The organism is Paraburkholderia ginsengiterrae, from assembly GCF_001645125.1.
GTDB classification, from domain to species: domain Bacteria; phylum Pseudomonadota; class Gammaproteobacteria; order Burkholderiales; family Burkholderiaceae; genus Paraburkholderia; species Paraburkholderia ginsengiterrae.
Genome location: NZ_LXKA01000328.1, coordinates 12330 through 25045, shown reverse-complemented (window position 1 = coordinate 25045; position 12716 = coordinate 12330). Strand labels below are relative to the sequence as shown.

12 protein-coding genes are annotated in these 12716 nt (G+C 61.7%); 7 read left to right on the top strand and 5 right to left on the bottom strand.

The window, feature by feature from the left end; genetic code table 11:
- Positions 1–22: 22 nt before the first annotated feature.
- Positions 23–952, bottom strand: a complete 930-nt coding sequence (locus A6V37_RS23905; RefSeq protein WP_064266489.1) for a LysR family transcriptional regulator — start codon at positions 950–952, stop codon at positions 23–25.
- A 194-nt stretch (positions 953–1146) separates the two neighbouring features.
- Between A6V37_RS23905 and A6V37_RS23900 the strand changes: the two genes are divergently transcribed.
- From A6V37_RS23900 to A6V37_RS23885, 4 genes are all read left to right on the top strand, one after another.
- A complete protein-coding gene (locus A6V37_RS23900; RefSeq protein WP_064266490.1) occupies positions 1147–1851 on the top strand; it encodes a pirin family protein in 705 nt (234 codons plus the stop codon).
- A 42-nt stretch (positions 1852–1893) separates the two neighbouring features.
- Positions 1894–2313, top strand: a complete 420-nt coding sequence (locus A6V37_RS23895) for a DoxX family protein (RefSeq protein ID WP_064266491.1) — start codon at positions 1894–1896, stop codon at positions 2311–2313.
- Between the two features lie 260 nt (positions 2314–2573).
- A complete protein-coding gene (locus A6V37_RS23890; RefSeq protein ID WP_064266492.1) occupies positions 2574–3437 on the top strand; it encodes an aldo/keto reductase family oxidoreductase in 864 nt (287 codons plus the stop codon).
- A 51-nt stretch (positions 3438–3488) separates the two neighbouring features.
- Positions 3489–4505 (top strand): zinc-binding alcohol dehydrogenase family protein, encoded by a 1017-nt coding sequence (locus tag A6V37_RS23885; protein WP_064266493.1) that lies wholly within the window; start codon positions 3489–3491, stop codon positions 4503–4505.
- 75 nt (positions 4506–4580) lie between these two features.
- Here the strand turns inward: A6V37_RS23885 and A6V37_RS23880 are convergent, their stop codons facing one another.
- The 3 genes from A6V37_RS23880 to A6V37_RS23870 all read right to left on the bottom strand — a co-directional run bounded on the left by A6V37_RS23880 (position 4581) and on the right by A6V37_RS23870 (position 7588).
- Positions 4581–5420: an aldo/keto reductase gene (locus tag A6V37_RS23880; protein ID WP_064266494.1), complete on the bottom strand. Its 840-nt coding sequence runs from the start codon at positions 5418–5420 to the stop codon at positions 4581–4583.
- Positions 5421–5464: 44 nt separating this feature from the next.
- Positions 5465–6385: a pirin family protein gene (locus A6V37_RS23875; RefSeq protein ID WP_082902634.1), complete on the bottom strand. Its 921-nt coding sequence runs from the start codon at positions 6383–6385 to the stop codon at positions 5465–5467.
- Between the two features lie 135 nt (positions 6386–6520).
- Entirely contained in the window at positions 6521–7588 is a 1068-nt protein-coding gene (locus tag A6V37_RS23870; RefSeq protein WP_064266495.1) for a porin, read from the bottom strand.
- Positions 7589–7946: 358 nt separating this feature from the next.
- On the opposite strand from A6V37_RS23870, the gene A6V37_RS23865 reads away from it, so the two are divergent.
- From A6V37_RS23865 to A6V37_RS23855, 3 genes are all read left to right on the top strand, one after another.
- On the top strand, positions 7947–8396 hold the full coding sequence (locus A6V37_RS23865) for a nuclear transport factor 2 family protein (RefSeq protein WP_064266496.1): 450 nt from the start codon (positions 7947–7949) through the stop codon (positions 8394–8396).
- Positions 8397–8465: 69 nt separating this feature from the next.
- A complete protein-coding gene (locus tag A6V37_RS23860) occupies positions 8466–9926 on the top strand; it encodes an aldehyde dehydrogenase family protein (RefSeq protein ID WP_064266497.1) in 1461 nt (486 codons plus the stop codon).
- A 72-nt stretch (positions 9927–9998) separates the two neighbouring features.
- Complete coding sequence (locus A6V37_RS23855; RefSeq protein WP_082904868.1) at positions 9999–11717, top strand: GMC family oxidoreductase; 1719 nt, start codon at positions 9999–10001, stop codon at positions 11715–11717.
- A gap of 29 nt (positions 11718–11746) precedes the next feature.
- Here the strand turns inward: A6V37_RS23855 and A6V37_RS23850 are convergent, their stop codons facing one another.
- On the bottom strand, positions 11747–12682 hold the full coding sequence (locus A6V37_RS23850; RefSeq protein WP_064266498.1) for a LysR family transcriptional regulator: 936 nt from the start codon (positions 12680–12682) through the stop codon (positions 11747–11749).
- Positions 12683–12716: the final 34 nt, after the last annotated feature.

Here is a 12716-nt window from a genome sequence, read left to right as displayed (position 1 = left end):
GCCGCGGCAGTGGACCGGCGCATCAACGCCCGCTGTACCACTTTTCGTTGAACGCCTCGAATCCCGCAACGAGTGCGTCGAGTAGGTATCGGACCGCCGGCACCATGCCGCGGCGCGTCGCGAAGACCGCATGCACGAGGCCCGGCGGCGTCGCCAGATCGGGCAGCAGGTGGAGCAGTCTGCCAGCCTGAACGTCGTCCCCAATAAACTCCCGCGGCAGCAACGCCACGCCGACGCCTTGCATGGCCGCAAGCCTCAGGGTGGCCAGATCGTCCGTCGCGAGGCGTGGCTGATGGGCCCACGAAATCGCCTTCTCGCTGGTATCGACCAGATTCCACGCAAACCGCCCGCTGTTGCTCGCCATCGCGAGCGTGGACCAGTCTTTCAACGATTCAACGGAGCTGGGCGCCGGATGGCGCGCCGCCAATTCCGGACTCGCCACCAGGATGTGGATCGACAAACCCAGATGCCGGACGGTGAGATCGGTGTTTTCGAGCGGCGGAAGCCTGACCCGGACCGCGAAGTCCAGACCTTCCTCGACAACGTCCACACGGCGGTTGGTTGCGTCGACCAGCACCTGGACTTGCGGGTTCTCGTCGATGTATCGGGAAATGATCCCGGAGACGCCGGAGCTCAGCAATGCCACCGGGCAACTGATGCGCACTGTGCCCTGCGGCTTGGTCCGCGTCTGATCGACGATGTCTTTGGCCGCCTGCGATTCCGCCACCACGGCAAGGCAATGCTGATAGAACTGCCGCCCGGTTTCCGTCAGTGACAGGCTCCGGCTCGTGCGGTTTAGCAGCCGGACCTGAAGCTCCTCCTCCAGGGCGCGCACGCGCCGGCTGAGCTTGGACGTCTGCGTGCCGAGCGTGCGCGCGGCGGCCGTGAAGCTGCCGTGCTCGACCACCTCCGCGAAGATCCGCAAGTCATTGAGGTCAGTGATCTGGTCCATTGGCGGGCTCGAGTTGAGTTTTTATCGTTCTACCACGAGCAATGATGCGTTGCAATTCGGGAGATATGCGCGTGATCGTTGCGCATATAGCATTCGGTCACGGTCTGAATGATCACTGGCATCCAAGGCATCGCAGCAATGGCCGCCGGTCCGGTGACTGGCCCATGTGTGGGCCGCAGAGAAAAGGAAGCGAAATGTTAGTACACCGCCGTTGGGAATCATTGGGCAGCGCCAATCTCGGCTGGCTGCGCGCGAAACACCATTTCGCTGTGAGCGCGGAGGATAACCCCGAGCACGGCGCGCTGGGTCCGCTGATCGTCTGGAACGACGATGAGATCGCAGTCGGCGGTGGTTTCCCGATGCACGGGCACCGCGACGTCGAGATCATCTCCTACGTGCGCCAGGGCGCCGTCGGGCACCGCGATACTTTGGGATCCGAAGGACATGTTCAGGCGGGTGATGTTCAGGTCATGAGCGCGGGAACCGGCATCCGTCACGCTGAGTACAACAACAGCGACGTGCCGCTCAAGCTTTACCAGATCTGGTTGCTGCCGCGCGTGGCCGGCGGTGCTCCCCGGTGGGACACGAAGCCGTTTCCCAGGAGCGATCGCTCGGGACGCTTCGTCGTATTGGCGAGCGGCTTCCCCGAGGATGAAGGCGCGCTGCCCATTCGCGCGGATGCACGCGTGCTGGGCGCCATGCTCAAGGCAGGCGAGAGCGTCCGGCAAGCGCTGGGTTCGTCGCGCTGTGCCTATCTCGTGGTGTCCTCGGGACGAATTGAAGTGAACGGCGAGCTGATGGGCCCGCTGGATGGAGCCGCAATCACGCGAGTGCCGGCGGCTGAGATAACCGCGCTCGAAGATTCTGAGCTGGTGATGGTGGACACCGGCCCGGTGTAATTTTCTTCGTCCACCTTCGTAGTTAAATTTCTGGAGGTAATCATGGATCGTTACAAGTTTCTTCCGCTGTTGGGTCGTGTCATGATCGGTGCACCGTTCGTCATGAGCGGGCTGGGCAAGCTCGGCGCCTACGCCGCCACGGTCGGCTATATCGCCGCGATGGGTTTGCCGGTACCGCCGCTTGCGTTCCTCGCCGCTGTGGCCGTTGAGCTGGGTGGTGGCTTGCTGTTGCTGTCGGGCTATCGCGCACGCCACGTGGCGTTGGCGATGGCGGTGTTCTGTCTCGTGACCGCCGCTTTCTTCCACCACAATTTCGCCGATCAGAACCAGATGATTCACTTCCTGAAGAACGTGATGATGGCTGGTGGCCTGCTGCAGATCGCCTACTTTGGTGCCGGTGCGTTCAGCCTCGACGCGCGCGCTGGGCGGACGGCCTCGCGTACCGCGTCTTTGGCGAGCTAAGAAGACGGATCCGTCGAGGCGAGCGCTTGCCTGCAAGGGTGGGGGAATCGTCTCGTCCGGATCGTTTTACTGCTTCAACATCGCTGTCCCGAAGCGGAGATTCACCGTGCGCGGATTCGCCGGGTCGAACAGGCCCGCGGGAAAAGCGTGCGTCATCACGGGAACGGGCGGGCGCATGGGGCGCGAAGCCGCGCTGATGTTTGCGCGGTAAGGTGCGCTCGTGGTCGGCTGCGGCACCCGTGCAAGATTGGAGTTCAGGAATGACCGCTGCAAATACCCCAGGTACGGTCGCGCTCGGCGACCGTTTTGTCAACCGCATGGGCTATGGGGCGATGCAACTCGCCGGGCCAGGCGTGTTTGGGCCTCCGAAGGATCGGAATGCCGCGATTGCCGTGCTGCGCGAGGCAGTGGCGAGCGGTGTGAACCATATCGACACCAGCGACTTCTACGGCCCGCATGTCACGAATCTCATCATTCGCGAGGCACTGCATCCCTATCGGGACGACCTCACGATCGTGACGAAGGTCGGCGCCGTGCGCGGGCCCGACGGATCGTGGAACCCGGCCCAGAGCCAGGCCGACATCACACAAGCTGTGCACGACAATTTGCGCAACCTCGGTGTCGATGTTCTCGATGTCGTCAATCTGCGCGCGATGGGTGACAACCGGCATCCGGTGGAGGGTTCGATCGCCGAGCCCTTCACGGTGCTTGCCGAGTTGCAGCGGCAGGGCCTGATCCGGCATCTGGGTGTCAGCAATGTCACCGCGGCGCAGATCGAGGAGGCGCTGTCGATCGCGCCGGTCGTCTGCGTGCAGAATATGTTCAATCTCGTACAACGGGACGATGATCAGCTAATCGATACGCTTGCGGATCGCGGCATACCCTATGTGCCGTTCTTCCCGCTGGGTGGGTTCTCCCCCTTGCAGTCTTCGACGCTGTCGGAGGTCGCGCAATCTCTGGACGCCACCCCGATGCAGGTGGCGCTCGCGTGGCTGCTGAATCGCTCCCCGAACATTCTGCTGATCCCCGGTACTTCATCGGTCAAACATCTGCGAGAAAACCTGGCGGCGGCAGAGCTCGTCCTGCCTGCCGAAGCGCTTGATCGACTGAACGGAATGATCTGAGCGTGCTCAGGATTGCATATTGATGGATGGAAAGTGGGTTCGGAGAACGTTATGAAAGCCGTTGGATATCGAGTAAAGGGCGGTCTGGAGGTGTTGACCGATATCGAACTCCCCACGCCGGAACCGGGTCCGCGCGATCTCCGCGTGGCGGTGAAGGCGGTATCGGTGAATCCTGTCGACGTGAAGCGCCGTCGCTGGGAAAGTCCCGCCGAGGGCGAGGATTACAAGGTATTGGGCTACGACGCGTCAGGCATTGTCGAAGCGGTCGGCAGCGAGGTTACCCTTTTCAAACCGGGTGACGAGGTCTTCTATGCGGGCGCGATGGACCGGCCCGGGACCAACTCGGCGCTTCATCTCGTCGATGAGCGGATCGTCGGGCCCAAGCCTCGTTCATTATCGTTTGCCGAAGCCGCAGCCTTGCCGCTCACGTCCATTACGGCGTGGGAGATGCTCTTCGACCGCCTGAAGCTGCGCTATGGCACCCAGGCGGGCTCCCGAATGCAGGGCGGTACGCTGCTCGTGCTGAACGGAGCCGGTGGCGTTGGATCCATGACGATTCAACTGGCAACGCGCCTGACCGGGCTGACCGTCATCGCCACGGCGTCCCGTCCCGAAACGGCGGCGTGGGCTCGCCAGCTCGGCGCTCCGCACGTTGCCGATCACAGCAAGCCCATTAGCGAAGCCATCAAGGCCGCCGGCTTCGATGGCGTCGACTACGTCGCGGCCATCACTTCAACGCGCGGGAGCGTGCCTGACATCGCCCGTGCGATGAATCCACAAGGCCATATTGTGCTGATCGACAATTTCGATGAGAGCATCGCGCCATTCAAGGAAAAGAGCATCACAATCTCGTGGGAAATGATGTTCACGCGGTCCTTGTTTCAGACAGCGGATATGGATGCGCAACATCGACTGCTAAGCGAGGTGTCGACGCTAGTTGATGCCGGCGTGCTGAAAACGACGCTCACGCACGTGAGCGGTCCCATCAACGCGGAAAATCTCCGCAAGGCTCACGAACGGGTCGAGACGGGCAGGGCGATCGGCAAGACGGTGCTGGAAGGTTTTTAACCGGTGGGCGGCTGCCAGTCGGTGCGACTGGCGGTGAACCGCCGGCTCGCACCGGCGGATTCACGAATGCGGCAATCAGGGTTCCGTGCTGTCCCACTGTGGAGAAAGTCCTGGCGGATTGACGATTCTGCTGTTGGGTCTGGCGCGCGCATGAATTGCCGCCATGTCCTCGTCCTGCAGTTCGAAGTCGAACACGGCGAGGTTCTCAGGCAAGCGCTCGATCTTCGAGGTTCTGGACAGCGCCACCACACCATCCTGTTGGACGAGCCAGCGTAGAACGATCTGCGCGATGGTTTTCCCGTAGCGGGCCGCCATCTCTTTCAGAACCGGGTCCGAAAGAACGTTGCCGACCGCCATGCCGCAATAGCCGGTGACCGCGAGTCCCGCCTCGCGTGTGCTTTCGATCAGCAGCGACTGGTTCAGATACGGGTGGTACTCGAACTGGTTGGTCACGATAGGAATATCCGACAGCCGGATGGCATCGTCCATGAGCTCCCGGTTGTAATTGCTGACGCCAATGTGTCGCACCTTGCCGGCTTTGACCGACGCGTTCAATGCGCCGATTTGTTCGGGTAGCGGAATATCGGAACCGGGCCAGTGAAGCAGCAGGAGATCGATATAGTCGGTCTTGAGTTTGTGGAGGCTCTCGTCGACGGAAGCGCCGAAGTGGCGGGGATGATAGTTGCTCACCCACACCTTGGTCGTGATGAACACTTCCGCCCGGGGGATGCCGGACGCGGCGACACAGTCGCCGACTTCGGCCTCGTTGCCGTAGACCTGCGCGGTGTCGATATGACGGAACCCGGCACGAAGCGCAGCCGGGAGAACCCGGTGCACTTCCTGCGAGTTCATTCCATAGGTGCCGTAACCTATGGTGGGAATAGCGGCACCATGTGCCTGGACAACGTTTTGCATACTGTGCTTCGCTTGAGAGATTGCCGACATTAGTGGAGAAGACATTAGCGGATGCGGCCGGAACGGCGGAGTTGCTCGCCGATCTTGACGATCCCAGCTTCGCCTGTCTGCAGTGCCTCCCTCGACGTGTGCACGGAGTAGTAGCCCATCACCAGATCGTGTGGATGCGGAACCGCGGAGCCGAGAACAAATTCCGTGTCTTCGTTCACCGTGAACTCGAGGACATCTTCGGATTGGTTGAAGACCGCAACCTCGGCACGAATCCGATCGCTGCCTGTGTATAGCGCGCCACGCTGGACACTGACCCACGCCACCGCATGACCGGCCGGCGGTGTGTATTGCCAGCGCTCGCCGGCCGAAAGCCGCACGTGCAGGTAGTTGAGGCCTCGAGGCGCCAATACCGGGCTCTGTGCACCTTCGTAACGACCTAGTATCACCCGGACCGGGCCCGTCTGCGGAATCTTGTCCACGGACAGATACTGGCTGACCGGCTCAGCCAGTTCCAGTTCACGCGGCAATGCCGTCCACAACTGGTAGCCCCGCACGCGCGTGCGTCCTTCGGGATAGCCGTCGTGCCAGACACCACCGCCGGCGTTCATCCACTCGACACTCCCCGCCGAAAGGACGCCGGATGCACCGGTGGTATCTTCATACCGGACTTCGCCCTCCAGCAGAATGGTCGTCGTCGCGATGCCTGAATGCGGATGCATCGGGAATCGCGATGTGGATTGTGCCGCGATATCGAAATGGTCGAGGAACACAAAGGGCTTAAGCAGTCCGCCGAGATCCCCGGGACTGAACAGACGGTTGACGGGGCCGTGCGGCCTGCCCGCCGTCCGGGAGACGATCGTTCTGGCGGCACGGCGTGAAGGCGACCGGGCTTCCGTTCCCGTCGCTGTGGTAGGTTCCACCGGATACTCCGAACGTAACGTCGAAGCGGATGATTGAATAGTTTCGAGTGTCATGGCGTCTGCGCATTCCTGAAGTTTGCCTATATTGGACAAGGGTAAGAGTTGGCAGGTGCGCAGGGAAGCCTGTATTTTTCGATGCAACCAATCGTCGAGCGCGATACATTCCGGCGCCCGACGGCCATGCGAGGCCTAGAACGCGTGCCTTATCCCGACGTCCGCGCCAACCGTCGTCGTTCCCGGCACGCCGAAGAATATGCCGGTATAGGACACGGACAAACCGGTATTCGCAGCGCCATGGTTGCTCACTGCGCCGACCTGCGTGTAAAGCGTCGTTCGCTTCGACAGGAAGTACTCGACGCCTAGCGCCGTCAGCAGAGAGTGATTGGCGGTGTGGTTGTGATCGCTGGTGAACCAGGCCGCGCCATTGACGTTCAGTTGCGGCAATACGAAGTAGTCGATGCCACCGCCATAGACATAGTTGTTGGCCGCTCCAGCCACGTGGAAGTTGACGAACACGGCTTTGACGGCCAGCGTGCCGAATCGGTATAACGCGCCCAGCGTGCGGCCAATGAATGCCTGGGTGCTGGGAATCGGCGTGTTGACGGTGCCGCCGCTATTGCCGTCGTAAAAGGCCGCGTTGACCATTAATGAGCCATTGTCGTATTTGAGGCTCGCCGCATACTGACGACCCGCCTGGAAGTTGCCGGCTTCACCGCCCAGCGCGAGCATGACGCTGCCCTGAAGCTGCGCGATCTTGGGGCTGGTATAGGAAATGGCATTCGAGTTATGAACGCCTGTCAGAAAGACACTGCCGCCATAGATGCTCTGTATGTCGCCGAAATTCGCAAATTCACGTGCGTCGGACTCCCATATCGAGTTGACGAATGGCGAGAATTGCAAACCCGCCTTGACCTCCCCGAAATTTCCGTCCAGCGCGACCCATGCCTGACGGCCAAAGAAATTCCCATTCGAATCGTTAATGCCGCCATTGGCGACATTGAATCCGCTTTCGATCTTGAACAGAGTCTTCAGGCCGCCGCCGAGGTCTTCTGTTCCAGAGATGCCGAACAACGAAGGCGACAGACCCGCATCGGCGAGAGCGATCGTTTTGCCGGCATTCTGGCCGGATGAGTTGGGTGTCTTGCTCGTGTACAGAATGCTTGCATCCACGATGCCGTACAGCGTCACGCTGCTTTGCGCGTAGCTGATGGCAGGCACACTTCCAAGCAATGCCACTGCGAATATCGATCGCTTCATCTCTCGGCTCCTCCGTTTCTGGGATGCGAGGTCATCGCACCGTGTCGAATAGTGAGGCAAGAATAATTCTAAACTTTCCGATCGTTAAGGTTTTATGACTTGGCATTTTCCCCAGGTAGTGCAAAGTGAAAATCTGAATTGAGCCAGTCGTGCTTGGCAGAACGCTTTGCACCATCTATCTGCGGGGTCGATAAGTCCCATCGCAAAGTTCTGGCTATTCGGATGCGATGGAACTGTGCGACATTGCCGTCATGTTTCCAGGCGCGGGTGCTTCTGCATGAGCTTTCCGTGTCAGGAGTTTTTTATGTGATTAGCAATGCATATCAAGGCGGTAGAGGATTGCATTAGGGAAGAGACGATGGAAATCAAAACGATGACGGACGAGCAGCGCAAGGCAATCGCGCTCGAGTACTTCAAACGCATGGACAGAGGCGAAAGCATCTTCGATCTGTTGGACGACAACGCCGAGGTGTACTTCCCCAAATGGGGCATTGCGCGCGGCAAGCATGAGATCGAGCAGCTTTTGGGTGATCTGATGGGCATTCTCGCCGGTGTCTCGCACGACATCGCCCACGCCAACTTTATCCAGCAGGGCGACATGGTCGTGGTCGAGGGCCTGTCGAGCGGAAAGTTGAAAGACGGCAGCGAGTGGCGCGCGGGCACGACGTTCGCGGGCCGGTGGTGCGATGTGTTCGAAATCCGCAATTTCCGGATTCAGCGGTGTCACGTGTATCTGGATCCTGACTACGCCGGCGCCGATACGGCCCGCTACCCATGGCTGAAGGCCGGGCGCGACACCCGTTACTAGGCATCCATTCGTGCAGCTGCGCGGCAGGTTCCGGCTGCGCTTTTTTCGAACTCCACAGAATTGACGACAATGGCTGAAATCAAAACCTACAAGTACTTCGCAGACGGCTCGTGGCATGACGCCGACGGGTCGCGCACCTTCGATGTGTTGGAGCCGTACAGCGGCAAAGTTTTCGCACGTGTTCCGGCAGGGGGGCGCAACGAGGCGCGCAAGGCTGTCGAGGCGGCCGCGAAAGCCTTTCCGGCCTGGTCGGAAACGACGCCCGCGGAGCGCGCACGCTTGTTCCTGCGCGCGGCGGAGTTGATCAAACGCCGTCGAGGCGAGATCGCCCAGCTGCTCGCGCGGGAAACCGGCAGCACGATCTCTTTCGCGAACTTCCAGCAGGATCTGGTCGCGGCGACGCTGGAGCAGGCGGCAGGGTGGATGTATCTGCCGCGCGGGCAGGTGCTGGAAAGCAACCAGCCGGGTTCGCACTCGATCGGCGTTCGGCGCCCGCTGGGTGTTGTCGCCAGCTTCACGCCGTGGAACGGCGCAAACATCCTCTCCTGGCGCGCGGTCATCTCGCCGATCGGTGCGGGCAATACCGTTGTGGTCAAACCGTCGGAGCTTGCGCCGGTTTCGGCTGGGCTGATGCTCGCCGAAATTGCCGAGGAAGCCGGTTTCCCGAAAGGTGTGATCAACGTGGTGACACATGCGCCCGGCGCCGCGAGCGAAATTGCCGACGAATTCTTCGAAAGCCCCGACGTGCGCGTGATCAACCTGATTGGCGGCGTCAAGACGGCGCGCCTCTTGGCCGAACGTGCCGGGCGCGCGTTGAAGCGCACCGTCCTCGAACTGGGTGGCTACAACCCGATGATCGTCCTCGACGACGTCGACGTCGACTACGCGGTGCGCAGCGCGACTTTCGGCTCGTTCTTCCATCAGGGGCAGATCTGCCTGAACACGCGGCACATCATCGTGCAGCGAAAAGTCTACGAGCAGTTCCTCGAGAAGTTCATTGCTCGCACGAAGACGCTGCCTTCCGGCGATCCGGAAAACCCGGGCACGATCATCGGCCCGCTCGTCACGTCCGCTGCCGTGAAACTCGTCCATGATCGCGTTGAGGAGGCTGTCGCCAAGGGCGCTGTTCTCAGAACCGGCGGCACCTACGAAGGCCAGATCTATCAACCGACCATCCTCACCGGCGTGCCTCTGGATGCCACCATCGCCCAGGAAGAAACGTTTGGACCGGTGGTGTGGGTCGAACCGGTGGACACGCCGGAGGAGGCCGTTCGCGCCGCGAATCGAACGGCGTATGGACTGAGCGCGTCGATTCTCGCGGGCGATACGTACAAGGCCTTCGAGCTCGCGCCCAAAATCCAGACAGGCATCGTGAACGTCAACGCGCCGACCGTGAACGACGAAATTCACGCGCCGATGGGTGGTGTTCGCGACAGCGGCTGGGGTCGAACGGGCCCGGACAGTCTCGCCGATTTTAGCGACGTCATCTGGATCAACTCGCGCAGCACGCAGGTTCAGTACCCGTTCTAACGCGAGGCTTCGGCCGGACAGCTTTGAGCGCTAGCCAAAGCACAAAGAAAGAGAAATGGTGGAGACGCGAGAGTGATTAAGGCAAGTGCCGAAGCGGCACAACAACTGCTGGACCGTATGTCGCGCGGCACGCTCGATCGCCGTGCTTTTCTGAAGCTGAGCGCCGCAACGGGTATGGCAGCGCTGCTCGGCTCCGGACCGGTGGAGCAGGCGCTGGCTGCCGGGCAGACTCAGCTTGCGAACCGGCAGGCCGTCAAGGACAGTTACGACTATGTGGTCGTGGGGGCGGGCGCCGCGGGCTGTATCGTGGCCGCGCGCCTCGCCGAAGCGGGTGCTGAAGTGCTGCTGGTTGAATCCGGCGGTTCTGACGACCTTCCACAGGTGAGAACGCCGGGTCTGTGGTTCACCAACATCGGCGGTCCGCTCGACTGGAAGTTCCGTGCGGCGCCGTCGCCGCACGTGAACAATCGCGCCGTGCCGTTAGCCATGGTTCACGTGCTCGGCGGCGGCACCAGCATCAATGCGATGCTCTGGGTGCGTGGCGTCGCGCAAGACTATGACGACTGGGCCCAGCAAGGCTGTGAAGGCTGGAGCTTTTCCGACGTGCTGCCCGTCTTCAAGGAACTCGAGGACTGGGAAGGCGGCGCCAATCAGTGGCGCGGGGCGGGTGGCCCGTTGCATATCTGCACGACGCATGCGCCTCATCCGACTGCGTCGGCCTTTATCGACGCTGCCCGTCAGATGGACGTTCCCATTCTCGACGATATGAACGGTCCGATGCGCGAAGGCGCGGGCTACTCGAACATGAGCATCAATCGCGACGGAAGCCGTGCAAGCGCAGCGCGTGCGTTTCTGCGTCCCGCGCTGGGGCGGCCGAATATCACGCTCCTGCTCAACACTGATGCAGTCCGGTTGCTCTTCAAGGGGAGTCGCTGTACAGGCATCTCCCTGCACGACGCCAATGGCTTGCGTCACATTGCGGCGCGGCGCGAGGTCATCGTGACCGCCGGCGGCATCGCGAGCGCCAAGCTGCTGCTTCAGTCCGGAATCGGCGCCGCGAACGATTCGCGCCGGCTGGGGATTGCCCCGGTCGTCGATCTGAAAGGCGTCGGACATAACTTCCAGGATCATCCATTACTTTTCGGCGTCACCTTGCAATGCAAAGGCGAGTTTCCGCCACGTTCGATGAACAGCAACGCCGTGGAGGCCGCCGCGCTCGTTCGCAGCGATTCCGCTGTTAGCCGCCCCGATGTGATGATGGTGCTTCAACAGGTGTCGGTCGTGACGCCGGAAATACGCGCGGCATACGGCCCTCCGCCGAAGAACGGCTTTGTCATCTCACCCGCACTCGTGCGTCCGGCGAGCCGTGGCCGCTACCGGCTTACCAGCGCCGATTGGCGGCAGGCGGGCAAGCTCGACGCCGGTTTCCTCGCGACAGAGCAGGATCTGGAGGCAACAGCGCGTTGCATCGAACTGTGCAGGGAGCTTGGGCAGCAGCAAGGGTTCGATGGGGTGCGCGAAGCGGAGGCGATCCCCGGCCGCCCGCTCGACAAAGCCGCGCTACGTGACTTTGCCCGCAATGCCACGATCAGTTTCGGCCACCCGGTCGGCACCTGCAAAATGGGTGTCGACGACATGGCGGTGGTCGATCCGCAGTTGCGCGTTCATGGCGTGGGGGGACTGCGCGTCTGCGATTCCTCGATCATGCCGAGTATCGTCACGGGGCCGACCAGCGCGGCCAGCCACATGATCGGCGCGAAGGCTGCGCAGATGATTCTCCGCACCGCCTGATGGTGCGCCACTCGCCGTAACGCGTTGCCTTAGCCGCCCGGAGAGGCCGTCGTCCCCAATTCAGCCGCCTCCGCCGCGCAAGTGCGCAGCCGCTCGATTAACCAGCGTCCTGCGGGGCCGGGAGGCGTGGCTAAGGGGTACACGGCCGACATCGGCAGAATCAGGCCACCGGGCGGCACGTCTTCAATCTGGAGTTCAACGAGCCGGCCGGCGGCAATGTCGTCCTTGATGGCGTGCACCGGCATGCCGCCCCATCCGAGGCCATGCAGCAGAAAGGCGTGCTTGGCAAACAGATCCGCCAGCCGCCATGTTAGGCCGGACATCACGCCATACTCGCGGTCAGCCGAGAGATTGGAGCGGTCGGTCAGGACGAGTTGGGTATGGCGCGCCAATTCGTCCTTTGGAACGGGGCCTTTGATTTTCGCCAATGGGTGATTGCTCGCGGCGACCATCATGAAAGCGACTTCCGTTAGCCGCTCGGCGGTGAAGCCGGGTGGCACGAACGGCAAGGAGCCGACAATGCCGAGCGCGGCACGACCGTCGATTACCGGCTGAAAGGCGCCACCGAGTGCCTCCGCGTAGAGGCGCAACGGCACCGAAGGGAAGCGTTCACGGAACTCCTTGGCCGCCTCGATGATTGCGTTAATCGGGAAGAACACGTCCAGCACCACCGCCAGTTCGGGCTCCAGACCCGAAGACATGCCTTTCGCGCGGGCCTTCATCCAGTCGACGCCGGCAATGATGCTGCGCGCATCAGCCAGCAGAATCCTGCCCTCGGCCGTCAGCATCGGATATCGGCCGCTTCGATCGAATAGGGTTACCCCGATTTGGCCTTCGAGGTTGGCGACCAGTTCGCTGACCATGGACTGCGCCCGGCGGAGCTTCCTGGCCGCGCCTGAGAAGCTGCCTTCGTCGGCTGCGGAGATAAATGTTCTTAACTGATCCAACGATACGCCGTCCAGCATCGGGGTCTCCTCATCTATCGTCAGAAGCGATGGA